At 72.4% G+C, this 22,814-nt stretch carries 18 protein-coding genes; 6 read left to right on the forward strand and 12 right to left on the reverse strand.

The genetic code is table 11. From position 1 onward, the window contains the following. The 4 genes from EUA98_RS13585 to EUA98_RS13600 all read right to left on the reverse strand — a co-directional run. Positions 1 to 189: FGGY family carbohydrate kinase (locus EUA98_RS13585; RefSeq protein WP_242511516.1), on the reverse strand; the 189-nt coding region annotated here is incomplete at its 3' end. 213 nt (positions 190 to 402) lie between these two features. Continuing rightward, entirely contained in the window at positions 403 to 2,151 is a 1,749-nt protein-coding gene (locus EUA98_RS13590) for a glycerol-3-phosphate dehydrogenase/oxidase (RefSeq protein WP_130103231.1), read from the reverse strand. Positions 2,152 to 2,386: 235 nt separating this feature from the next. Beyond that, the gene (locus EUA98_RS13595) at positions 2,387 to 3,127 is read right to left on the reverse strand and encodes an NUDIX hydrolase (RefSeq protein ID WP_130103232.1); all 741 of its coding nucleotides are present in this window, start codon (positions 3,125 to 3,127) and stop codon (positions 2,387 to 2,389) included. 11 nt (positions 3,128 to 3,138) lie between these two features. Further along, on the reverse strand, positions 3,139 to 4,584 hold the full coding sequence (locus EUA98_RS13600) for a GuaB1 family IMP dehydrogenase-related protein (protein WP_130103233.1): 1,446 nt from the start codon (positions 4,582 to 4,584) through the stop codon (positions 3,139 to 3,141). A 167-nt stretch (positions 4,585 to 4,751) separates the two neighbouring features. Here EUA98_RS13600 and dxs point away from each other — a divergent pair, with 167 nt between their 5' ends. The 3 genes from dxs (at position 4,752) to pflA (ending at position 10,149) form a co-directional block, all read left to right on the forward strand. Continuing rightward, a complete protein-coding gene (gene dxs, locus EUA98_RS13605) occupies positions 4,752 to 6,644 on the forward strand; it encodes a 1-deoxy-D-xylulose-5-phosphate synthase (RefSeq protein ID WP_130103234.1) in 1,893 nt (630 codons plus the stop codon). Between the two features lie 250 nt (positions 6,645 to 6,894). Then, positions 6,895 to 9,165, forward strand: a complete 2,271-nt coding sequence (gene pflB, locus EUA98_RS13610) for a formate C-acetyltransferase (protein ID WP_130103235.1) — start codon at positions 6,895 to 6,897, stop codon at positions 9,163 to 9,165. Between the two features lie 93 nt (positions 9,166 to 9,258). Continuing rightward, a complete protein-coding gene (pflA, locus tag EUA98_RS13615; RefSeq protein ID WP_130103236.1) occupies positions 9,259 to 10,149 on the forward strand; it encodes a pyruvate formate-lyase-activating protein in 891 nt (296 codons plus the stop codon). A gap of 134 nt (positions 10,150 to 10,283) precedes the next feature. On the opposite strand, the gene EUA98_RS13620 is transcribed toward pflA, so the two are convergent. From EUA98_RS13620 to EUA98_RS13640, 5 genes are all read right to left on the reverse strand, one after another. Continuing rightward, positions 10,284 to 12,443: a 3-hydroxyacyl-CoA dehydrogenase NAD-binding domain-containing protein gene (locus EUA98_RS13620; RefSeq protein WP_130103237.1), complete on the reverse strand. Its 2,160-nt coding sequence runs from the start codon at positions 12,441 to 12,443 to the stop codon at positions 10,284 to 10,286. Further along, positions 12,440 to 13,714, reverse strand: a complete 1,275-nt coding sequence (locus tag EUA98_RS13625; RefSeq protein WP_130103238.1) for a thiolase family protein — start codon at positions 13,712 to 13,714, stop codon at positions 12,440 to 12,442. The genes EUA98_RS13620 and EUA98_RS13625 overlap by 4 nt, the downstream gene beginning before the upstream one ends. Positions 13,715 to 13,801: 87 nt before the next feature. Beyond that, positions 13,802 to 15,190, reverse strand: coding sequence for an HRDC domain-containing protein (locus EUA98_RS13630; protein ID WP_242511519.1), 1,389 nt, complete (start codon positions 15,188 to 15,190; stop codon positions 13,802 to 13,804). Positions 15,191 to 15,293: 103 nt separating this feature from the next. Beyond that, entirely contained in the window at positions 15,294 to 15,743 is a 450-nt protein-coding gene (locus tag EUA98_RS20490; protein WP_130103239.1) for a helix-turn-helix transcriptional regulator, read from the reverse strand. A gap of 220 nt (positions 15,744 to 15,963) precedes the next feature. Further along, complete coding sequence (locus EUA98_RS13640; protein WP_434063500.1) at positions 15,964 to 16,536, reverse strand: DUF3000 domain-containing protein; 573 nt, start codon at positions 16,534 to 16,536, stop codon at positions 15,964 to 15,966. A gap of 121 nt (positions 16,537 to 16,657) precedes the next feature. On the opposite strand from EUA98_RS13640, the gene gnd reads away from it, so the two are divergent. Then, the gene (gnd, locus tag EUA98_RS13645) at positions 16,658 to 18,100 is read left to right on the forward strand and encodes an NADP-dependent phosphogluconate dehydrogenase (RefSeq protein WP_130103241.1); all 1,443 of its coding nucleotides are present in this window, start codon (positions 16,658 to 16,660) and stop codon (positions 18,098 to 18,100) included. Further along, positions 18,097 to 19,389 carry a carboxylate--amine ligase gene (locus EUA98_RS13650; protein WP_242511520.1) on the forward strand — a complete coding sequence of 431 codons (1,293 nt, stop codon included), beginning with the start codon at positions 18,097 to 18,099 and terminating at the stop codon, positions 19,387 to 19,389. Before gnd ends, EUA98_RS13650 begins: the two co-directional genes overlap by 4 nt. A gap of 30 nt (positions 19,390 to 19,419) precedes the next feature. Here the strand turns inward: EUA98_RS13650 and EUA98_RS13655 are convergent, their stop codons facing one another. Beyond that, positions 19,420 to 19,893, reverse strand: a complete 474-nt coding sequence (locus EUA98_RS13655; RefSeq protein ID WP_130103270.1) for a hypothetical protein — start codon at positions 19,891 to 19,893, stop codon at positions 19,420 to 19,422. An 81-nt stretch (positions 19,894 to 19,974) separates the two neighbouring features. Continuing rightward, positions 19,975 to 20,796: a dihydrofolate reductase family protein gene (locus tag EUA98_RS13660; RefSeq protein ID WP_130103243.1), complete on the reverse strand. Its 822-nt coding sequence runs from the start codon at positions 20,794 to 20,796 to the stop codon at positions 19,975 to 19,977. A gap of 66 nt (positions 20,797 to 20,862) precedes the next feature. Here EUA98_RS13660 and zapE point away from each other — a divergent pair, with 66 nt between their 5' ends. Beyond that, positions 20,863 to 21,918, forward strand: a complete 1,056-nt coding sequence (gene zapE, locus EUA98_RS13665) for a cell division protein ZapE (protein WP_242511522.1) — start codon at positions 20,863 to 20,865, stop codon at positions 21,916 to 21,918. Between the two features lie 31 nt (positions 21,919 to 21,949). Here zapE and EUA98_RS13670 read toward each other — a convergent pair whose 3' ends face one another. Then, entirely contained in the window at positions 21,950 to 22,807 is an 858-nt protein-coding gene (locus EUA98_RS13670) for a PPK2 family polyphosphate kinase (RefSeq protein ID WP_130103244.1), read from the reverse strand. Between the last annotated feature and the right edge of the window lie 7 nt (positions 22,808 to 22,814).

Genomic DNA, 22,814 nt, shown 5'->3' on the forward strand with positions numbered 1-22,814 from the left:
GAGCACGATGCCGACGACCTCACGGGTGTTGGTCCAGATCTCCTCGGCGTTGTGCTCGACCCAGCCCGCGCGCGGGAGGATCTGCTCGTGCTCGAGCGTGCTGGTCTCGACGATGGTGCCGCCGTGGTTGAAGAGGATCGCCCGGGAGCTCGTGGTCCCTTGGTCGATCGCAAGAACGTAGTCGGCCATGTGCGTCGTTCCTCCGTGTCATGAGGCTGCGCGGGGGTGGTGACACGGGTTGGCCGCGCCCCACCAGGCAGCGGGGGTCGCAGCGGCGCGAGAGCCCTCACAAAGTGCTGGGGGACCGCAGCGGGTGCGGTCCCCCCACTCACGTACCTCGGTCCCGTCCGGCCGTCCGAGCCGTCGGGGGGACCGATGGACCGGACGTGCCGGACGGCGCTCTCAGGGAGCGACCAGCTCTCTGAGCGGGGCGATCTCGGCGGCCTGCAGGCGCACCTTCTCGGCCGACTCGTCGTCGGGCTCGAGCTCGGACGCGGCCTCGGCCTCGGCGCGCTCGCGGTAGGCGGCGACCTCGCGGGTGCGGGTGGCGTCGTCCCAGCCGAGCAGCGGCGCCATGATGTCAGCGATCTCCTCGAGCGCGCCCACCCCACGGTCGAGCTGCTCGTAGTTGAGCCGGGTGCGGTGCATGAGCACGTCGTCCAGGTGCAGCGCACCTTCGTGCGTGACGGCGTACGCGATCTCGGCCCGCAGGTACGCCGGTGCCCCGGCCAGCGCCTTGCCCAGACCGGGCTCGGCGTCCACCGACTCGGTCAGCTCGCTGATCAGCGACCCGTACCGGTGCAGCAGGTGATCGAGCACGGCCGCGCTCCAGCCGTAGCGGCTCTGGATCGTCGTGGCCCGCAGGCGGACCTCCTTGAGGCCGGTCGCCCCGGCGAGCGGGATGGTCTTGGTCACGCACGGGTTCGAGCGCGCACGGTTGCCGAGGGCGAAGTCGACGGCGTCCTTGGCCATCACCCGGTAGGTGGTGAGCTTGCCGCCGGCGATCACGGTCAGGCCCGGGGTGGGGGAGGCCACGGTGTGCTCGCGGGAGACCTTCGCCGACGAGGTGCCTTCCTTGGTGCCCGGCTGCAGCAGCGGCCGCAGCCCGGCCCAGGTGCCGATGACGTCCTTGCGGGACAGCGGTCGCGCCAGCACGGCGTTCGCGTGGTCGATGACGTAGTCGATGTCCGCGGACGTGGCCACGGGGTGCGTGAGCTCGAGCTTCCACGGGGTGTCGGTGGTGCCGATCACCCAGTAGCGCGACCACGGGATGACGAACAGGACGCTCTTCTCGGTCTGCAGGAGCAGGCCGGTCTCGCCGGCGATGCAGTCGCGCGGCACGACGATGTGGATGCCCTTGGACGCCAGCACCTTCAGGCCGCCCTCGGTCTTGGCGAGCGACTCGGTCTCCTCGGTCCAGACCCCGGTCGCGTTGATGACCTGGTGCGCGTGCACCTCGATCTGCTGGCCCGTCTCGAGATCCTGGACCGTGGCACCGGTGACCGTGCCCCGGTCGTTGGTCGCCAACGCGACCACCTGGGTGCGGGAGGCGGCGGCCGCGCCGTGCGTGACTGCCGTGCGGATCAGGGTGGACACCAGGCGGGCGTCGTCGACGGTGGCGTCCCAGTACCGGATGGCGCCGATCGCGGCCTCGTGGCGCAGGTCGGGGAAGAGCTTCTCGAGGCCGTGGCGGGTCACGTGGCTGTGCAGCGGCAGCGCGCGGCGCCGGCCGTTGATGCTCGCCAGGGTGTCGTACAGCGCGATGCCGGCGCCGACGTAGGCGCGCTCCCAGACGCGGTGCTCCAGCGGGTACAGGAACGACACCGGGCGCACGAGGTGGGGGGCGAGCTCGGTGAGGAGCAGGTCGCGCTCGGTGAGCGCCTCACGGACGAGGTGGAAGTCGAGCATCTGCAGGTAGCGCAGCCCGCCGTGGACGAGCTTGCTCGACCGGCTCGAGGTGCCGCTGGACCAGTCCTGGCCCTCGACGATGCCGACCGTCAGCCCGCGGGTTGCGGCGTCGAGCGCGATCCCGGCGCCCGTCACGCCGCCACCGATGACCAGGACGTCGAGCTCGTGGCCGGGAGTGCTGCTCGCCTGGAGTGTCTCCAGCGCGGCGGTGCGCGTCTGGACTGTGAGTGGCGCCGTGTTCACTGTTTCCTCCTTGCCCGTGTTTTTCGCACGAGCTGCGCGCCGCCGGTGGCCCCGACTGCATCGTCGAGGTATCGACCAAGCGGCGTGTCCCATGCTCACCCCGCGTGCACGGATGCGCAAATCACTTGCACATGTGTGCACGCGGGGTCGTTCTGAGCCCGCAATCGGCGTCGCGCACCCCGGAACGGCAGCCGAAGGTGCACCCGAGCAGCGTCAGATGCCGACCCGGTGACGCCTATCGCGGGCCGGAGCCCGCGACGTCGATGGTCCGTGCGACGTCCCACGGCTCAGTCCACCCGAGGCCGTCGAAAAGCTCGTTCATGACGATCGCGGTGAATCCCCACACGACATGCGGACCCACGAGGAACGCGGGGGTGCGGTACACCCGGCCACCGCGGCGCAGGGTCGCGGTCCGGCGCAGGTCGGGGTCCAGCAGGTCGGCGACCGGAGCGCGGAACACGGCCGCGGACTCGCCGACGTCGACGACGTCGACCGGCGACGGCGTCGCCCACCAGGCGAGGACGGGGGTCACGAGGTGGTCGCTGACGGGGACCGGGAGCTCGCCGAGCGTGCCGAGCACCTCCACGCCGTCGGAGTCGAGCCCCGTCTCCTCGACCGCCTCGCGAATCGCCGCCGCGACCGGTCCGGCGTCGCCGGGGTCGACCCGGCCGCCGGGGAAGGCCACCTGACCGGAGTGATGGGTGAGGGTCGACGCCCGCCCGACCAGCAGCACGTCGAGGTCGGTGGGGACGGCACCACCCCGGTGGTGCGCCGGCAACGAGTCGAGCACCCCGAAGAGCACCAGGACGGCGGCGGGCCGTCCCGGGGGCGAGCTCGCCGGGATCCGGGCGTGGTACGCCGCCCACGAGACCCCGCGCTCCACCAGCGCCGCGAGCTCGCCGCGGACCGGTCCGGGCGGCACAGGGCCGGTCGGCACCGGGCGGGACCCGGGGCCCGACCCGGCGCGGGAACTCATCGGCCCGCCGGTCACCAGCCGCGGGGGAGCGGCCGGCCCTCGTCGTACCCCGCTGCCGACTGGATGCCGACGACGGCGCGCTCGGCGAACTCCTCCAGGGTGGTCGCGCCCACGTAGGTGCAGGCCGACCGCAGGCCGGAGGTGATCTTGTCGAGCAGGTCCTCGACGCCGGGCCGCTCGGGGTCGAGGTACATCCGCGAGCTGGAGATCCCCTCCTCGTACAGGGCCTTGCGTGCCCGCTCGAACGCTGTGCCGCCACTGTTGCGGGCCGCCACGGCGCGGGCGGAGGCCATGCCGAAGCTCTCCTTGTACACGCGCCCGTCGGCGTCCGTGTGCAGGTCGCCCGGGCTCTCGTGCGTCCCGGCGAACCAGGATCCGACCATCACCTGCGAGGCGCCCGCCGCGAGGGCGAGGGCGACGTCGCGCGGGTGCCGCACGCCGCCGTCGGCCCAGACGTGCTTGCCCAGCCGGCGGGCCTCGGCCGCGCACTCGAGCACGGCGGAGAACTGCGGGCGCCCGACGGCGGTCATCATGCGGGTGGTGCACATCGCGCCCGGGCCGACCCCGACCTTGACGATGTCCGCGCCGGCCTCGATGAGGTCGCGCGTGCCGGCGGCCGTGACCACGTTGCCCGCGACGATCGGGATCCCCGGGGCGAGCGCGCGCACGATGGCGAGCGCCTCGAGCATCTTGCGCTGGTGGCCGTGGGCGGTGTCGACGACGAGCACGTCGACGTCGGCCTCGAGCAGCGCGCGGGCGCGCGCGCCGACGTCGCCGTTGATGCCGATGGCGGCCGCGACGCGCAGGCGGCCGGACGCGTCGACCGCGGGGGTGTAGATCGACGAGCGCAGGGCCCCGATCTGGGTGAGCACGCCGAGCAGCTCGCCGTCGGACACCACGGGGGAGAACTTGCGGCGCGACCCGTGCAGCGTCTCGAACGCCGCTTGCAGGCCGCCGCGCGAGAGCACGTCGAGCTCGACCACGGTCGGGTTCGGCGTCATCACGGCCGAGATGGCGGTGAAGCGGTCGACCCCCTGGCAGTCCGCCTCGCTGACCACGCCGACCGGTCGCCCGTCGACCACGACGACGACGGCGCCGTGCGAGCGCTTGCCGATGAGCGTCAGGGCGGTGTGCACGGTGTCGGTGGGGGAGACCACGACGGCGCTCTCGATCACCGTGTGTCGCGCCTTGACCGACGCCACGACGTCGGCGACGACGTCGGTCGGCACGTCCTGGGGGATGACGGCGATCCCGCCGCGTCGGGCGACCGTCTCGGCCATCCGTCGGCCGGACACCGCCGTCATGTTGGCCACCACGATCGGGATCGTGGTGCCCGTCGCGTCGGCCGCGGCAAGGTCCACGTCGAAGCGGGAGGCGACCTCGCTGGCGGAGGGCACCAGGAAGACGTCGCCGTAGGTCAGGTCACAGGACGGCACGTGGCCGGGGAGAAACTGCATGGGGCGAGTTTACGGTTCCGGCGATTCCGCCAGGGATCGGGTGAGGCTTCACTTAGCGCGGATCTGGCCCGCAAACTACAGTGGAGTCCCGCTCTCGGGCGTCGGCACCTCGCATCTGCCTTGCCATCTGCCCGTCGCCGCTGCCATCTGTAGGAAGAAGACACGTCATGGGCCTGCTCGCCCGTATCCAGTCGCCGGCTGACCTCAGACGGTTGAGCGGCCGACAGGTCGACGAGCTGGCCGCCGAGATCCGTGAGTTCCTCGTCCAGTCCGTCTCGCGCACGGGCGGTCATCTGGGGCCGAACCTCGGGGTCGTGGAGCTCACGCTCGCACTGCACCGCGTCTTCGAGTCACCGCGCGACTCGATCGTCTTCGACACCGGCCACCAGTCCTACGTGCACAAGCTCGTCACCGGTCGGCAGAACTTCGGTGACCTGCGCAAGCGCGGGGGGCTGTCGGGCTACCCGAGCCGGTCCGAGTCCGTGCACGACATCGTCGAGAACTCGCACGCCTCGACGGCGCTGAGCTGGGCCGACGGCATCGCGAAGGCCAACCAGGTCCAGGGCCGGACGGACCGGCACGTCGTCGCGGTGATCGGCGACGGTGCGCTCACCGGCGGCATGGCATGGGAAGCGCTCAACAACATCGCCGGCGGTCCCGACCGCCGCGTGGTCATCGTGGTGAACGACAACGGCCGGTCGTACGCGCCGACGATCGGCGGCCTCGCCCACCACCTCGACACGCTGCGCACGACCCGCGGGTACGAGAACTTCCTGTCCTGGGGCAAGCGCACGCTGCCGCGCCTGGGTGTCCCCGGTCAGATGGCGTACGACGCCCTGCACGGCCTGAAGAAGGGCATCAAGGACGTCGTCGCGCCGCAGGGCATGTTCGAGGACCTCGGGCTCAAGTACGTCGGCCCGGTGGACGGGCACGACACGGCCGCCGTCGAGCACGCGCTGCGTCGCGCCAAGGCCTACGGCGGACCCGTCATCGTGCACGTCATCACCGAGAAGGGCCGGGGCTACAGCCCGGCCGAGCAGGACTCGCTGGACCGGTTCCACGCCGTCGGGCAGATCCACCCGGAGACCGGGCTGCCGGTCGCGCCGTCCCGGTTCGGCTGGACCAAGGTCTTCGCCGACGAGATGGTCCAGATCGGTCGACGTCGGCCCGACGTCGTGGCGATCACCGCCGCGATGCTCGCGCCGGTCGGCCTCGCGCCGTTCGCCGCGGAGTTCCCCGGCCGGACGTTCGACGTCGGGATCGCCGAGCAGCACGCGGCGACCTCGGCCGCGGGCATGGCCTTCGCCGGGCTGCACCCGGTCGTGGCCGTCTACGCCACGTTCCTCAACCGTGCGTTCGACCAGGTGCTGATGGACGTCGCGCTGCACCACGCGGGCGTCACGTTCGTGCTGGACCGCGCGGGCATCACGGGGGACGACGGCGCCAGCCACAACGGCATGTGGGACATGGCGATGCTCACCTCCGTGCCGGGGCTGCACCTCGCGGCGCCGCGCGACGAGCCGACGCTGCGATCGGCGCTGCGCGCGGCCGTCGACATCGACGACGCCCCGAGCGTGGTGCGCTACCCCAAGGGGGCCGTCGTCGAGCCCATCACGGCGATCGACACGATCGACGGGGTGGACCTGCTGGCGCGCCACGAGGTCGGCACGGGCCGGGAGGTCCTCGTCGTCGGCGTCGGGGCGCTGGTCCCGACGGCTCTCGCGGTCGCCGAGCTGCTCGCCGCGCACGGTCTGCGCGTCACCGTGGCCGATCCCTGCTGGGTCCTGCCGATCCCGGCCGCGCTCGTGAAGCTCGCCGGCGAGCACGACCATGTCGTGACGATCGAGGACGGGCTGGCGGCGGGCGGTGTCGGCTCGATGCTGGCCCAGCGCTCGACCGAGGCGGGGGTGCGCACGCCGGTCCAGTCGATCGGCATCCCGCTCGGGTTCCTGGAGCACTCGAGCCGCGACCAGATCGTCGGCGACCTTCGGCTGCGACCGGAGGACATCACGCGTGACGTCCTGACGGCGCTCGCGGCGGCCAACCCCGCCGGACGCTGAAGGCACGGCGGCGCGGCCGCGGCGCCCGGCTCTACGCGGTTCCCGCGCGCGCATTTTCGCGGTATCCGCGCGCGTACCGGCCGCGTAGCATCGTCACGTCCCCGATTGCCGCGTGCGTGGCGCAGGTGTGACGCAGATCGCAGGTCTGTTTGCGGTGTTTTGGCTCCACCGAGGCCCTTGGTCCCATGTCATCCCATGACTTTCCTCGTAGCGTCGAAGTATTAGGAAGCAACCCTGAGGAGCACACCTGATGACGACCACCGCAGTCCCCCAGCCGGCCACCGCCGACGGCACCCCCGGAGCCTGGAAGGGCTTCATCGCGGGACCGTGGAGCGATGGCATTGATGTCCGCGACTTCATCCAGAAGAACTACCTTCCCTACGCGGGAGACGCGACCTTCCTCGCGGGCGCGACGGAGCGCACCACGGGCATCTGGGCGAAGATCGCCGCGATGTTCCCGGCCGAGCGCGAGCGGGGCGTCTACGACGTCGACCCCCTCACCCCGTCGAGCATCACCTCGCACGCCGCGGGCTACATCGACCAGGCCAACGAGCTGATCGTCGGCCTGCAGACCGATGCGCCGCTGAAGCGCGCGATCATGCCGTACGGCGGCTGGAAGATGGTCGAGAAGTCCCTCAAGACCTACGGCTACCCGGTCGACCCGCAGCTGTCGAAGATCTTCACCGAGTACCGCAAGACCCACAACGCCGGTGTCTTCGACGTGTACCCGCCCAACGTGCGCGCCGCTCGCAGCTCGCACATCATCACCGGCCTGCCGGACGCGTACGGCCGCGGCCGCATCATCGGTGACTACCGTCGCGTCGCCCTGTACGGCATCGACGCCCTGATCGCCGCGAAGAAGGTCGAGCGTCACCAGCTCGACATGGAGCGCTCGGTCGAGGACATCATCCGCGACCGCGAGGAGAACGCGGAGCAGATCCGCGCGCTCGGCGACCTCAAGAAGATGGCGGCGTCCTACGGCTGCGACATCTCGGGTCCCGCCACGAACGGCGCCGAGGCTGTGCAGTGGGTCTACTTCGGTTACCTGGGTGCGGTCAAGGACCAGAACGGCGCGGCGATGTCGCTGGGCCGCGTGTCGACCTTCCTCGACGTGTACCTGCAGCGCGACCTGGAGGCGGGCACGCTCACCGAGTCGGCCGCCCAGGAGCTCATCGATGACCTGGTCATCAAGCTGCGCATCGTGCGCTTCCTGCGCACCACCGAGTACGACGAGATCTTCGCGGGCGACCCGGTCTGGGTCACCGAGGCGATCGGTGGCATCGGCGAGGACGGGCGCGCGCTCGTCACGAAGAACTCCTTCCGGTTCCTGCAGACGCTCTACAACCTGGGCCCGGCTCCCGAGCCGAACCTGACCGTGCTGTGGAGCAGCCGCCTGCCCGAGGGCTTCAAGCGGTTCTGTGCGCAGGTGTCGATCGACACCTCCGCGATCCAGTACGAGTCCGACGAGCTCATCCGTCCGGCCTGGGGCGACGACGCGTCGATCGCCTGCTGCGTCTCCGCCATGCGGACCGGCAAGCAGATGCAGTTCTTCGGCGCTCGCGTCAACCTCGCCAAGACGATGCTCTACGCGCTCAACGGCGGTCGTGACGAGGTCTCGGGCAAGCAGATCGCCCCGGCCACCGTGCCCGTCGCCGGTGACACGCTGGACTACGCCGACGTGATGGCCAAGTTCGACACCGAGATGGACTGGCTCGCCGAGACGTACATCGACGCGCTGAACTGCGTGCACTACATGCACGACAAGTACGCGTACGAGCGTCTCGAGATGGCCCTGCACGACGGGAACATCCTGCGGACGATGGCGTGCGGCATCGCCGGCCTGAGCGTCGTGGCCGACTCGCTGTCCGCGATCAAGTACGCCAAGGTGCACCCGGTTCGCGACGAGTCCGGTCTCATCACGGACTACACCGTCGAGGGCGACTTCCCGATGTACGGCAACGATGACGACCGTGCCGACACGATCGCGATGGACCTGGTCGCGACGTTCATGGCGAAGATCCGTCGCCAGCAGACGTACCGCAACTCGCTGCACACCCAGTCGGTGCTGACGATCACGTCCAACGTGGTCTACGGCAAGGCCACGGGCAACACGCCCGACGGTCGCCGCAAGGGCGAGCCGTTCGCACCGGGTGCCAACCCGATGAACGGGCGCGACACCCACGGCATGCTCGCCAGCGCCCTCAGCGTTGCCAAGCTCCCGTACTCCGAGTCGGCTGACGGCATCTCGCTCACGTCGACCGTCGTTCCCTCGGGCCTGGGTCGCAACCTCGACGAGCAGGTCTCCAACCTGGTCGGGCTGCTCGACGGCTACAACGTCTCCAGCGGATACCACCTCAACGTCAACGTGCTCAACCGCGAGACGCTCGAGGACGCCATGGAGCACCCGGAGAACTACCCGCAGCTCACCATCCGGGTTTCCGGGTACGCGGTGAACTTCGTCCGGCTCACGCGTGACCAGCAGCTCGACGTGCTGTCGCGTACGTTCCACGGCAGCCTGTAACACCAGCTGACCGGCACTGCCGCGGGCCCGGGGACGAGAAATCGTCGTCGGGCCCGCGGCACACCACGAGCGATTCAGGATGGGATCACCTTCATGAGCAGCACGGCAGCTCCAACCGAGCACCCCACCGGCGCGCCCGTGGTCCAGCTCGGCGTCCCCCTCGTGGGCGGTTCCCACCACCGCGCCTCCGCCGGCACCGCCGGGCTCGACGCGAGCGACGCGGGCCGGTCCGAGCGGTTCTCCCAGGTGCGCACCGGCGAGCTCGGTTCGCTGCACTCGTGGGAGCTCGTCACGGCCGTCGACGGCCCCGGCACGCGCATGACCACCTTCCTCTCGGGCTGCCCGCTGCGCTGCCTGTACTGCCACAACCCCGACACGATGGAGATGCGCCGCGGCGAGCCCATCGAGGCCGAGGAGCTGCTCGCGCGGATCGCGCGCTACAAGAAGATCTTCGACGTCACCGGCGGCGGGATCACGATCTCCGGCGGCGAGCCGCTCATGCAGCCCGCGTTCGTCGCGCGGATCCTGCGCGGCGCCAAGGAGCTCGGGATCCACACCGCGATCGACACCTCGGGGTACCTGGGTGCGCACTGCACCGACGAGATGCTCGAGGACGTCGACCTCGTGCTGCTCGACGTGAAGTCCGGCGACCCGGAGACCTACAAGCGGGTGACCGGCCAGGCGCTGCAGCCCACGTTGGACTTCGGCCGGCGGCTCGCCGCCCACGGGATCGAGATCTGGATCCGGTTCGTGCTCGTCCCCGGGCTCACCGACGACCCCGCGAACGTGGAAGCCGTCGCGGAGTTCGCCGCGTCACTGCCGACCGTGAGCCGGCTCGAGGTGCTGCCGTTCCACCAGATGGGTCGGGACAAGTGGGAGACGCTCGGGATGAAGTACGAGCTCGACGACACCCCGGCGCCGAGCCTGGAGCTGGTCGAGCGCGTGCGCGGCCAGTTCCGCGCCAAGGGCCTCACCGTCTTCTGATCCCCACCCGCCTGCTCCCAACCCGCCTGCTCCCACCCGCCTGACCCGGAAAAGCGCGCGAGTGCGGGGTTTCGGCTGCTCAGCAGGGTCGGCCAGCAGCAGATTCCGCGCACTCGCGCGCCGGAACGGTCGGGTCAGGGGGTCGGGACGTTGGCGACGCCGTCGGGCAGGAGGCGTCGGCCCAGCAGCTTCTGGGAGTAGCCGGTGCGATCGAGGTACGGCGAGATGCCGCCGAGGTACAGCGGCCAGTTGGCGCCCATGATCATGCACAGGTCGATCTGGTCGGCGGAGGCGACGACGCCCTCGTCGAGCATGAGGCCGATCTCCTCGGTCAGACCGGTCAGGACGGCGTCGAGCACCCCGGCCTCGTCGAGCGCGGCAGGTCCGCCGGGCTCGCCGAACACGTCCTGGATCGCGGGGTCGGCCGACAGCTCGGCGCCGTGACCGTCCGGAGCGCCGGCGACGCGGCGCCCCTCGGCCAGGAGCCGCTCGAGCCCGGGGGACAGCGGAAAGCGGTCGCCGAGGTTCGTGTGCAGCAGGTCGAGCACGTGCAGGGCGACCTGCGGGCCGACGAGCTGGATGAGCGCGAACGGGGACATCGGGATCCCGAGCGGGCGCAGGGCGACGTCGGCCACCGTGACCGGGGTGCCGTTCTCGACGGTCCCCACGACCTCGGCGAGCATCCGCAGCAGGAGCCGGTTCACGACGAACCCCGGGTGGTCCTCGACCCCGACGGCGGTCTTGCGCAGCTTCTTCGCCACGGCGAACGCGGTCGCGACGGCCTGGTCGCTCGAGGAGGCCGTGCGCACGACCTCGACCAGCGGCATCTGGGCGACCGGGTTGAAGAAGTGCAGCCCGACGACGCGCTCGGGGTGGCGCAGGTGCTTCGCCATCTCGGTGACCGACAGGGCCGAGGTGTTGGTCGCGAGGATCGCGTCGGTCGCGATCACGTCCTCGAGCTCCGCGAACACCCGCTGCTTGAGCTCGAGGACCTCGGTGACGGCCTCGATCACGAGGTCCGCCTCGGCCAGCGAGCGCAGGTCGGTGCTCACGGAGATCGACCCGAGGATCCGGTTCGTCTCGTCCGCGGCGATGCCCTTCTTCGTGAGCATGCCGACGATCGCGCGAATGCCGTCGAGCCCGGCGGCGACCCGCTCGTCGTTGATCTCGCGCATCACCACGGGCACCCGGAGCCGCTGGGCGATGAGGACCGCGAGCTGACCGGCCATCAGCCCGGCGCCGACGATGCCGACCGTGCGCACCGGCCGGGCGAGCTCCTCGGCCGGCGCACCGGCCGGCTTGCGCGACCGGCGGGTGGTCAGGTCGAACGCGTACAGGCTCGCGCGCAGACCGTCGGACATGATCAGGTCGGTGAGCGCGTCCTCCTCGGCGGCGAAGGCCGTGTCCCGGTCGGACGTGCGGGCCGCGCTGACCAGGTCGAGCGCGCGGTACGGGGCCGGCCGGGAGCCGTGCAGGCGCTGGTCGAGCAGGTCCCGGGTCGACGCGACGATCGCGTCCCACTCGCTCGCGCTCTCGAGCTCGGGCCGGTGGACCGTCACCCGGCCGGCGAGCACGTCCGCCGTCCAGACGATGGACTGCTCGAGGAAGTCGGCGGGGTGGAACAGGGCGTCGGCGCACCCGAGCTCGAGGACCGCGGCCGCCTTGGTCATCCGGTTGCCGGCGAGCGGGCGGTTGATGATGAGGTCGAGCGCCCGGCGCACGCCGACGAGCTGGGGGAGCAGGAAGCAGCCGCCCCATCCGGGGACCAGGCCCAGGAAGGTCTCGGGCAGGCCGACCGCCTGCACGTCGCCGGCGATCGTCCGGTAGGTGCAGTTCAGGGCGACCTCGAAGCCGCCGCCGAGGGCGACCCCGTTGATGTAGGCGAACGTCGGCACGGCCATCTCGCCGAGCAGACGGAAGGCAGCATGCCCGACCTCGCCGAGCTCGCGTGCCTCGGACTGCGACACCATGAGCGATGCGGCCGTCAGGTCGGCGCCCGCGGCCAGGTAGTTCGGCTTGCCGGTGACGCCGACCGCGACGATCTCGCCGTCGGCCGCGCGCCGGTGCAGGGTGAGGAGGGCCGTCCGGAGCTCGCGCAGCCCGATCAGCCCGAGCGTGGTCGGCACGGCGGGGTCCAGGCCGTTGTCGAGCGTGACGAGCGCGAGGGTCCCCGCGCCGTCGGGCAGGGTGACGTCGCGGACCAGCGCGTGGGTGACCCGCTCGGGTCGGGCTCCGCCCGGGTGCCCGGCCGCGGGACGGTCGGTGGGAGGGGTCGTCGTGGCGGTATCGGTCATGACTGCGCTCCAGAGAGGGTGCGGGTGGCGGCATCGACGGCGGCCGGCGGGTAGCCGTCGTAGTCGGCGTGGTGGGGGTTCTCCCAGATGACGGTGCCGCCCTGACCGAGTCCGACGCACATCGTGGTGAGGCCGAAGCGGATGTCCGGGCGCTCGGCGAACTGCCGGGCGAGCTGGGTCATCAGCCGGATGCCCGAGCTCGCGAGCGGGTGCCCGACGGCGATCGCGCCGCCGTAGGGGTTGACCCGGGGGTCCTCGTCGTCGATGCCGAACGCGTCGAGGAAGGACAGCACCTGGACCGCGAACGCCTCGTTGATCTCGAACAGCCCGATGTCGGCAGCGGTGAGCCCGGCGCTCGCCAGCGCGCGGTGCGTCGCGGGGACGGGCCCCAGGCCCATGACGTCCGGTGCGACGCCGGCGTACGCGAACGAGACCATCCGCATCCGGGCGCCGAGCCCGAGCTCGGCGGCGGTGTCCTCGGCCGCGAGCAGGCAGGCGGCGGCGCCGTCGGTGAGCGGTGCCGACGAGGCCGCCGTCACCCGGCCCCCGGGCCGGAACGGCGTGCGCAGGTTCTGGATGGACTCGAACGTGGTGCCGGGCCGGGGAAGCTCGTCGGCGGTGGCCAGCCCCCAGCCGAGGTTCGGGTCGCGCAGGGCCACCGGGACGAGGTCGCCGGTGATCTGGCCGGCCGCGAGGGCGGCGGCGTACTTGGCCTGGCTGGCCACGCCGAACGCATCTGCGCGGGCGCGGGTCAGGGTGGGGAAGCGGTCGTGCAGGTTCTCTGCGGTCCGCCCCATGTCGAGGGCGTCCGTGGTCACCAGTCGTTCCGTGAAGAACCGCGGGTTCGGGTCGGCGCCCGCCCCCATCGGGTGGCGGCCCATGTGCTCGACGCCACCGGCGAGCACGACGTCCTGCGCGCCGACCGCGATGCCCGAGGCGGTGGTCGTGACGGCGGTCATGCCGCCGGCGCACATCCGGTCGATCGCGAAGCCGGGCACGGAGCGGGGCAGCCCGGACAGGAGGCCGACCGTCCGGCCCAGGGTCAGGCCCTGGTCACCCGTCTGGGTCGTCGCGGCGATCGCGACCTCGTCGATGCGGTCGAGCGGCAGCTGGGGGTGTCGGCGAAGCACCTCACGGATCGCCTTCACCGCGAGGTCGTCCGCCCGGGTGTGGGCGTACAGACCGTCCGCCTTTGCTCGGCCGAAGGGGGTACGGACCCCGTCGACGAACACGACGGAACGCAGGGTGCGGCCTAGAGGGGTGCTCGTCATTGAGTCTCCTGGAGTGGACGGCGGTGTCCTGGTGCGCCGGTGCGGCGCCTCATGTCGGGGGACATCTCGCCCTCCGCACGAGCGATGTTACTTGAGAGTAACGAAACCGTCGGCGAGTTCGGCGGACAGAAGCTCGACCTGCCAGGGACGCGCACCCCCGGCGGTGAGCACCGCGGTGATCGCGGCCGTGTCGAGCGTGGCCGGCGGGCTCCAGCACAGGCGCCGGAGCAGATCGGGCTGCAAGAGGTTCTCCACCGGGATGTGGTGCTGCACCGACAGTGCGGTCACCACGCCGCGGGCGGCGGCGAGGCGGGCGGCCGCGGCGGGGTCGCGGTCGGCCCAGGCACGCGGCGGCGGTGGTGCATCGGTGCGGGGTCCGCGCACCGAGGGGAGCTCGCCCTCGGGGGTGGTCAGTCCGCGGTCGATGGCCTGCTGCCACAGGGCGGCGCGACGTCGGGCGCCCTTGCCGGAGAACGCGGCGAGCGCGGTGAGCTGGTCGACGGTGCGGGGCATCGCCTGGGCGGCGGCCACGATCGCATAGTCCGGCAGGACCCGGCCGGGGGAGATGTCGCGGTGCCGGGCGTTCTCGTCGCGCGTGGTCCACAGCTCGCGGACGACGGCGAGCCGGCGGGCGTCCCGGATCACGTGCAGGCCCGAGACGCGCCGCCAGGGGTCGATCCGCGGCGGCGCCGGCGGAGCGGTCCGCAGGGCCTCGAACTCCTGCGCGGCCCATTCGGCCTTGCCCGCCTCCGCGAGCCGGTCGGCCATGACCTCGCGGAGCTCGACGAGCACCTCGACATCGAGGGCCGCGTACCGCAGCCAGTCCTCCGGCAGGGGACGGGTCGACCAGTCGACCGCCGAGTGCTCCTTCGCGAGCCCGAGGCCGAGCAGCTCGGCCACGACGGCACCGAGCCCGACCCGGTCGAGGCCGAGCAGGCGAGCACCGACCTCGGTGTCGAACACGCGGCTGGGGAACAGACCCTGCTCGGAGAGTCCGGGCAGATCCTGAGACGACGCGTGCAGCACCCATTCGACGCCCACGAGGGCCTCGGACAGGCTGGACAGATCAGGCAGCGCGATCGGGTCGATGAGGGCGGTACCCGCACCCTCGCGTCGCAGCTGGACGAGGTAGGTCGCCTGGCCGTACCGGTAGCCGGAGGCCCGTTCCGCGTCGACGGCCACGGGCCCGGTGCCGGCAGCGAACGCGGCGACGACCTGGGCCAGGGCCTCGAGGGTCACGGTGACCGGCGGGATCCCGTCCGCGGGCTCGACCAGGGGGACGACCTCGAGCGCGGCCGGCGCCTCGATCGGCTCGGTGGTCGCGGCGTCATCGACCTCAGCCGCGGCGGGAGCGACGGCGGGGGGTGCAGCGGGCTCGATGCCGGCCGAGGTGTCGGACGGGGCTCGGGCCACGTCACCGGTCCCGACCGGCGCGTCGAGGGGTCCGACCGGGTAGGCCGGTGTCTCGAGATCCATGGGGTCAACGGTAAGCCGTTGAACGGCGGGGTCGGCACAGCGCGCGCCGAGGGGGCGGTACGAGGTCCAGATCACACCCGAGCGGACACCGGGGCGAAACCGGTCAGGGCATCAGGCCCGAGCGGATGACCGTCGCGACGAGCTCGGCCCGGTCGCCGGTGCCGAGCTTGCGGGAGATCCGGGCCAGGTGGCTCTTGACGGTCAGGGCCGAGAGCCCGAGGTCTTCGCCGATGTTCCGGTTGCTCCGACCGTCCGCGACGAGCTTGAGCACGCCGAGCTCGCGGGCGGTCAGCTCCGGGTGCGCGGGGGCCGGCTCCGCGACGGGGACGGGCGCCGGTGCCGGAGCGACGGGTCGCGGGGCTCCGGGGACGAGCTGCATGCGGCGCGGGTCGGCGGCGACGGCGCCACGGAGGCCGCCGGACAGGAGCTGGACGAGCTCGCGGCGGGCCGCGCGGCGGGCGAGGAGGACGACCCGGGTCGTCCCGCGGCGGCCGAGGTTGCGCACGAGTGCGGTGCCCTCACCCTCGCCGAGCTCGTTGACGACGATGCACATCTGTCCCGTGGGGACCGGGCGACGGACGGGGCTGCCGGGCGCTCGAACAGGACCGACCGGCGCGACCGCGCGGTGAAGCGTCGACGTGGTGCGCAAGGACTCGATGCTCACAACGACTCTCCGGCTGACGGGGATGGTGTACTCCAGTCATATCGGCCCCGGGTGGGAAGACCTTGAGTCGGAACCGAATTTCATCCTCGATCGCGACCCCGGAGTGGCGTCAGCGGCGCGAGCCCATGGCGGTGACGCCCGGCGGCAGCGGGGGCAGTCCGGCCGCCTGGCACAGGAGTACGGACCAGGCCCGCAGGTGCGGACCGAGGTCGCCGTCGGGCGCCGTCCAGGACGCCCGGATCTCGACCTCGATCTCGTCGGGACGGTCGGCGAGGGAGCCGAAGCTCTTCGAGAGGATCCGCGTGACCGTCCCCCCGGCGGCGCGGGGGTGCACACCGGCGTCGGCGAGGGCGTCGGCGAACCAGGTCCAGGCGACCTCCGCGAGCAGGTCTTCGGCCCCCAGCTCAGCCTCGAGCCGCGCGCGGACGAGGGTCACCAGCCGGAACGTCCCGTCCCACGCCTCCTGGCCGGCGGGATCGTGCAGGACGACGAACCGGCCCGACGCGAGCTCGTCGTCGGTGTGCGGATCGACGACCTCGGCGGTGAGCGCCACGCTGAACGGTGCGACCCGTCCCGGTCCGGGCACCTCCTCGAGGTGGACCTCCGTGCGCACCCGGGTCGCGCGCAGCGAATGCAGCGCCCGCGCGAACTCCGCGGGAACCTGCGCCGGACCAGAGTTGATCACGAGTGTGAGCGTAGGCGCGCGGGCACCCATGGCCCAGGCTTTGGGCTCCCGAGGGGTTCACGGCGTGTCGCCGTTAGGCTGGCCGCTCAGCTTGCCCCGCGACGAAGGAGCTCCCCGCATGTCCGCAACTGCGCAGATCGGTGTCACTGGCCTGGCCGTGATGGGTCGGAACTTGGCTCGGAACTTCGCTCGGCGTGGGTACACGGTGGCGGTGCACAACCGGTCGTATGCGAAGACGGCGTCGTTGGTCGCCGACCACGGCACCGAGGGCACGTTCGTGGCGTCGGAGTCGATGGCGGACTTCGTGGCGTCGCTGGCGGTGCCGCGCAAGGTCGTGATCATGGTCAAGGCCGGGGGGCCGACCGACGCGGTGATCGCCGAGCTGGTCCCGCTGCTGGCCGCGGGCGACATCGTGATCGACGCGGGCAACGCGCACTTCCCGGACACGATCCGCCGCGAGGCCGAGCTGGCCGCGCACGGGCTGCACTTCGTGGGCACGGGGGTCTCGGGCGGTGAGGAGGGTGCGCTGAACGGCCCGTCGATCATGCCCGGCGGCTCGCCGGAGTCCTACGCGGTCCTGGGCCCGATCCTCGAGAGCATCGCGGCGCAGGTCGACGGGGTGCCGTGCTGCACGTACGTGGGCGCCAACGGGGCCGGGCACTTCGTGAAGATGGTGCACAACGGCATCGAGTACGCCGACATGCAGCTCATCGCCGAGGCGTACGACCTGCTGCGCCTGGGCCTGGGCGCCACCGCGGCGCAGATCAGTGAGATCTTCGCGCAGTGGAACACCGGGGACCTGGAGTCGTTCCTGATCGAGATCTCCGCCGACGTGCTGGCCCACACCGACCCGGTCACCGGCGCGGCGTTCGTCGACGTCGTGCTGGACCAGGCCGAGCAGAAGGGCACCGGGCGCTGGACGGTGCAGAACGCGTTGGACCTGGGCGTGCCGATCACCGGCATCGCCGAGGCCACCTTCGCCCGCGCCCTGTCGGGGTCGGTGCCGCAGCGCGCCGCCGCGGTCGGGGTGCTGCCCGCGCACGCCGCGGCGTGGGACATCGCGCCCGAGGACCGGGCCGCGTTCATCGAGGACGTGCGCCTGGCGCTGTACGCGTCGAAGGTCGTGGCGTACTCGCAGGGCTTCGACCAGATCGCCGCGGCGTCGGCCGAGTTCGGCTGGGACGTCGACCGCGGTGCGATGGCGCGGATCTGGCGGGGCGGGTGCATCATCCGGGCCCGGTTCCTGAACCGGATCACCGAGGCCTACGAGCGCGACGCGCACCTGCCGCTGCTGCTCGCCGACGCGTACTTCACCGGGGTGATGGACGACGGCGTCGGGGCGTGGCGCCGGATCGTGGCCGCGGCCGCGCTGCACGGGGTGCCCACCCCCGGGTTCTCCTCGTCGCTGTCGTACTACGACGGGGTGCGGGCCGAGCGGCTGCCCGCGGCCCTGATCCAGGCCCAGCGGGACTTCTTCGGCGCGCACACCTACCGGCGCGTGGACCGCGCGGGCACCTTCCACACCGAATGGACCGGCGACCGCAGCGAGACCGCCCTGTGAGCGCGGCCGTCCCTGCGCCCGACGCCACCGACGCGGCCGCGACAGAGCGCGGCACCGCGCCGCTGCTGCCGGTCATCCTCGGCGCTGACATCGGCGTGTACGCCCTTGCCCGGTCCTTCCACGAGGCGTACGGCGTGCGCTCGATCGTGGTCAGCGGTGCGGCGCTGGGACCGGTCGCGCGGTCCCAGATCATCGACAACGTGCTGCTCGGGCCCGACGCGACGCCCGAGCACATGGTCGATCGCCTGGTCGAGCTCGCGGCGGAGCACCCCGGTCGTCGTCTGGTGCTCCTGGCCAACTCGGACTGGCTCGTGCGCGTCGTGGTACGTCACCGCGCGCGCCTCGAGCCGCACTACATCGTGCCGTTCCTCTCGGGCGACCTGCTCGACCGGATCTCGGACAAGGCGACCTTCGCCGAGATCTGCGCGGACCTGGGCATCGACGTGCCCCGCACGATCGTGCAGGACTTCGCCGGGGCGGGCGAGGCGGGCTGGCAGCCGGTGGCGGTCGACCTCGACTACCCGCTCATCGCCAAGGCGGCGAGCAGTGCCGACTACCAGGACGTGCACTTCGACGGCAAGAAGAAGGTCTTCGAGATCGCGTCGCCCGCCGAGCTCGACGCCCTGTGGGTGTCGTTGGCGGCGGCCGGCTTCCGGGGGCGGTTCGTGGTGCAGGACCTCGTCCCCGGGGACGACACGCACATGCGGTCCATCACGGCGTACGTCGACAGCCGCGGCGCGATCACGCTGCTGTGCTCGGCGCACGTGCTGATCGAGGAGCACACCCCGTCGGGGCTGGGCAACCCCGCGGCGATGATCACGCAGCGGATCGACCCGATGCTCGAGCAGGCGCGGACGTTCCTCACCGCGACGGGCTACATCGGGTTCGCGAACTTCGACGTGAAGGTCGACCCTCGCGACGGGACCTACCGGTTCTTCGAGGTCAACCCTCGGATCGGGCGCAACAACTACTACCTGACCGCGGCGGGCGCGAACCCCATGCGGTTCCTGGTCGGCGACCGGGTCGACGGCCTCGCGGTCGAGCCCGTCGTGGTCGACCGGCAGGTGCTGTACTCGATCCTGCCGCACCGCCTGCTGCTGCGGTACGTGCTCGACCCCGCGCTCAACGCGCGGGTGCGTGCCCTGGTCAAGGCGGGCGACGTCGTGCACCCGCTGCGCTACCGCGGGGACCGGTCGTTGCGCCGTCGGGCGTACGTGGCGGCGGCGCTGGTCAATCAGGTCCGCAAGTTCCGGACCTACTACCCCCGGCCGACGTCGACCGGGTTCTGAACCCGGGCCGGGTGCCGGCTCAGCCCCGGATCAGCCCAGCTCGCTGGTGCCCGAGTACAGGTGCAGGACGGGGACCTGCAGCGTCTCGCGGGCCCGCGAGGCCCAGTCGCGGTGGAAGGTGTCCTCCACGGCGTGCGGGTAGGTGACCACGACGATCTCGCGCACGATCCCGGCGGCGACCTCGGCACGCAGGGCCGGCAGCGGGTCGTCCTCGACGATCAGGCCCTCGGCCGTCGCCCCGGCCGCGGTGAACGCCGCGACGCTCGCCGCGAGCTGCTCGGCGGCCTCGGCCTTGGCCTCGGTGGGCTTCGGCTCGCGCCGCAGGACGTCGGAGAGCGCCTCACGCAGCTCGCCGAGGCCGAGGTGGTCGACGAACGACACGAGCATGTTGCGCTCGGTGTCGGCCGGGACGAGCACCCGGTAGATCAGCGCGGGGTCGCCGTGCAGCTCCAGCACGTGCGCGACGTCGGCGTCGAGCAGGGTGTCCTCGGTCAGCACGACGATCGTGCTGGCGTCGGCCGGCGGCTGCGGGACGGTGGAGTTCGGGTCGGCGGGCGCGCTCGTGGGGTCGGTCACCTGACGAGCCTAGAGGAGCCACCGACCGAGCAGAACCGCGTCGGCGTGCAAGAGGTGGGCCGGGGTCGCGGCGAGGGCGGGGACGAACCACGGGGCCCCGTCGACGACCCGCGGCGCGGGACCACCGACGACCAGGGGGCTCCACGTCAGGCAGAGCTCGTCGACCAGCCCGGCCGTCAGCAGCTGGCCCAGCAGGCGGGGGCCGCCCTCGGCGAGCACCCGCACCAGGCCGCGGTCGGCGAGCGCCGCGAGCGCGGCGGGCAGGTCCACCCGGCCAGTGCCCGCGACGATCACCCGGTCGGCGCCGATCCGGGCCCGGAGGGCCTCGAGGTCGGGCCGGTCGGTGATGGTGACCACCAGCGGCGGGTGGTCCGAGTCGAGCAGGGCGGCCGGGAGCTCCCCGGTGCCGCTGACCACGGCGAGCTCCAGCGCGGCGCGCTGGCCTCGCGCCGCCCGGGACGCGGCGAGCTGCGCGGGCACGTCGATCGAGCCGTAGCCCTCGGCCCGGGCGGTCCCCGCGCCGATGAGGACGACGTCGGCAGCGGCGCGCAGCACGCCGAACACCCGCAGGTCCGCGTCGCCGTTGATCGTCCCGGAGCGGCGGTCCGCGCCGGTGGCGGCCCCGTCGAGGCTGGAGATCATGTTCACCCGCAGCCACACGGCCTTGCCTGAGGACGCAGCAGGGCCCGACGACGCGGCCGTGCCCGACGACGCCGGCGGGTGGGGGTAGAGCGCGATCAGCGCGCGTTCGCCGGGGTCGGCCGGCAGGTGCTCGCCGGCACGGGCGAGCGGGAGCAGGACGTCGAGCCCGGGCGGCTGGTGATCGGACATGGCCCCAGGTTAGGTCCGACCGGGGGTGGCCCGGGCGCGGGGGAGCCGGGCTTAGGCTCGCTGATCGTGACCCTCACCGACGTCGGCAGCCCCGCTCCTGCCAGTCTCGCGGAGCGGCGACCGCGGGTCCCCACCGCCCGGCTGCTGGGTGAGCTGGTTCCGCCGCGCCACTTCGCCGGGGAGTCGTTCGACACCTACCGGCCGGATCCGGCCTTCGACAGCCAGCTGGCCGCCGTCACGCGGCTGCGCGTCGTGGCCGAGGTGATCAGCGTCGCGGCCGGTGGTTCCTGGCGCACCCGCCGGCGTCGGGCGGCGCCGCCGGCCGTGTACCTGGACGGCGGGTTCGGGGTCGGCAAGACCCACCTGCTGGCCGCCATGGCGCACGCCGTCGGCCCGGCCGACGCCGCCTTCGGGACCTTCGTGGAGTACACGAACCTCGTGGGGGCCCTCGGGTTCGCCGCGACCGTCGAGGCGCTGGCGACCAACCGGCTGGTCGCCATCGACGAGTTCGAGCTGGACGACCCGGGGGACACCGTGCTGATGTCGCGGCTCCTGCGGGAGCTCGCGGACCGCGGGGTCGCGCTGGCGGCGTCCTCGAACACGCTGCCGGACTCGCTCGGCGAGGGCCGGTTCGCCGCGGAGGACTTCCTGCGCGAGATCCAGGCGATGGCGGCCCGCTTCGAGGTGCTCCGCATCGACGGTGAGGACTACCGCCACCGCGCGACGGTCACCGACGCGAGCCCGTTGCCCGACGCCGTCGTGCGCGCGGCCGTGCTGGGCGACCCGGCGGCGACGCTCGACGACTTCGCGACCTTGCTCGGCCACCTCGCGGCGGTGCACCCCAGCCGGTACGGCGCCCTGCTCGACGACGTCTCGCTCGTCGGGTTGACCGGGGTGGCCCCGGTCACCGACCAGAACGCCGCGCTGCGGCTGGTCGTGCTGGTCGACCGGCTCTACGACCGCGACGTGCCGGTCCTGCTCGGCGGCACCGGGGAGCACGGGCTGTTCACCCCGGCCATGCTGCAGGGCGGCTACCGCAAGAAGTACTACCGCGCCCTGTCGCGGCTCGGCGCGCTCGCCGAGCAGGGGCGGGCGGGGACCCGGCCCACGTCGGCGGCGTAGCGGACGGTCACGCGTACCGGGCAGGGCCGGGTCAGAGCACCTGGGCGTCCAGCCGGTCCTTCTCGGCCTCGACGTCGAACGTGACCGGGGGCCAGCGGGGGTCGAGATCGCGCAGCGCCTGGGTCAACAGCTCGGCGACGGCGAGCCGGGCGTACCACTTGCGGTCGGCCGGGATCACGAACCACGGCGCACGATCGGTGTTGGTCCGGTCGAACACCGCCTGGTAGGCCTCGGTGTACCGGGGCCAGAGCACGCGCTCGTCCAGATCACCGGGCTTGTACTTCCAGCGTTTGTCTTCGCGGTCCAGCCGCTCGCGCAACCGGGCCCGCTGCTCGTCCGGGGAGATGACCAGGGCGACCTTCACCACCGTCGTGCCGGAGTCGACCACGTCCTTCTCGAAGTCGTTGATCTCCTCGTAGCGCGCACCCCAGACGGTCGGCGGGACGAGGTCGTGCACGCGCACCACGAGCACGTCCTCGTAGTGCGAGCGGTCGAAGACGCCGATCCGGCCGGGCTCGGGGAGCGCCTGCCCGATCCGCCACAGGTAGTGGTGCGCGCGTTCCTGCTCGGTCGGCACCCCGAACGCCCGGTGCGTGACGCCCTGCGGCTCGACGTAGCCGATGACGTGCCGCACGATCCCGCCCTTGCCGGAGGTGTCCATGCCCTGCAGCACGAGCAGGACCGAGCGGCTGCCCCCGGTCCGGCTCTGCGCGAAGAGGCGTTCCTGGAGCTCGGCGAGCTCGAGGCCGACCTCGGCCAGCCGGGCCTCGGCGTCCTCCGAGTCGCCCTTCCAGCCCGGGGTCGACGACGGGTCGAGGTCCGCCAGGCGGAAGCCCCGGTCCGGCCGAAGCGCCTCGCGTGCGGGCCTGGTCCAACCGTCCTTGGCCATGGTTCCT

This window comes from Pengzhenrongella frigida (assembly GCF_004168625.1).
GTDB classification, from domain to species: Bacteria; Actinomycetota; Actinomycetes; order Actinomycetales; family Cellulomonadaceae; genus Pengzhenrongella; species Pengzhenrongella frigida.

Excerpts from the sequence above, each read along its gene's own strand:
- EUA98_RS13660 (WP_130103243.1), bottom strand. The coding sequence starts at position 20,796 with ATGTCCGATCACCAGCCGCCCGGGCTCGACGTCCTGCTCCCGCTCGCC.
- EUA98_RS13630 (WP_242511519.1), bottom strand. The coding sequence starts at position 15,190 with ATGGATCTCGAGACACCGGCCTACCCGGTCGGACCCCTCGACGCGCCG.
- gnd (WP_130103241.1), top strand. The coding sequence starts at position 16,658 with ATGTCCGCAACTGCGCAGATCGGTGTCACTGGCCTGGCCGTGATGGGT.
- EUA98_RS20490 (WP_130103239.1), bottom strand. The coding sequence starts at position 15,743 with ATGTGCATCGTCGTCAACGAGCTCGGCGAGGGTGAGGGCACCGCACTC.
- dxs (WP_130103234.1), top strand. The coding sequence starts at position 4,752 with ATGGGCCTGCTCGCCCGTATCCAGTCGCCGGCTGACCTCAGACGGTTG.
- pflB (WP_130103235.1), top strand. The coding sequence starts at position 6,895 with ATGACGACCACCGCAGTCCCCCAGCCGGCCACCGCCGACGGCACCCCC.
- pflA (WP_130103236.1), top strand. The coding sequence starts at position 9,259 with ATGAGCAGCACGGCAGCTCCAACCGAGCACCCCACCGGCGCGCCCGTG.
- EUA98_RS13595 (WP_130103232.1), bottom strand. The coding sequence starts at position 3,127 with ATGAGTTCCCGCGCCGGGTCGGGCCCCGGGTCCCGCCCGGTGCCGACC.
- EUA98_RS13620 (WP_130103237.1), bottom strand. The coding sequence starts at position 12,443 with ATGACCGATACCGCCACGACGACCCCTCCCACCGACCGTCCCGCGGCC.
- EUA98_RS13625 (WP_130103238.1), bottom strand. The coding sequence starts at position 13,714 with ATGACGAGCACCCCTCTAGGCCGCACCCTGCGTTCCGTCGTGTTCGTC.
- EUA98_RS13600 (WP_130103233.1), bottom strand. The coding sequence starts at position 4,584 with ATGCAGTTTCTCCCCGGCCACGTGCCGTCCTGTGACCTGACCTACGGC.
- EUA98_RS13670 (WP_130103244.1), bottom strand. The coding sequence starts at position 22,807 with ATGGCCAAGGACGGTTGGACCAGGCCCGCACGCGAGGCGCTTCGGCCG.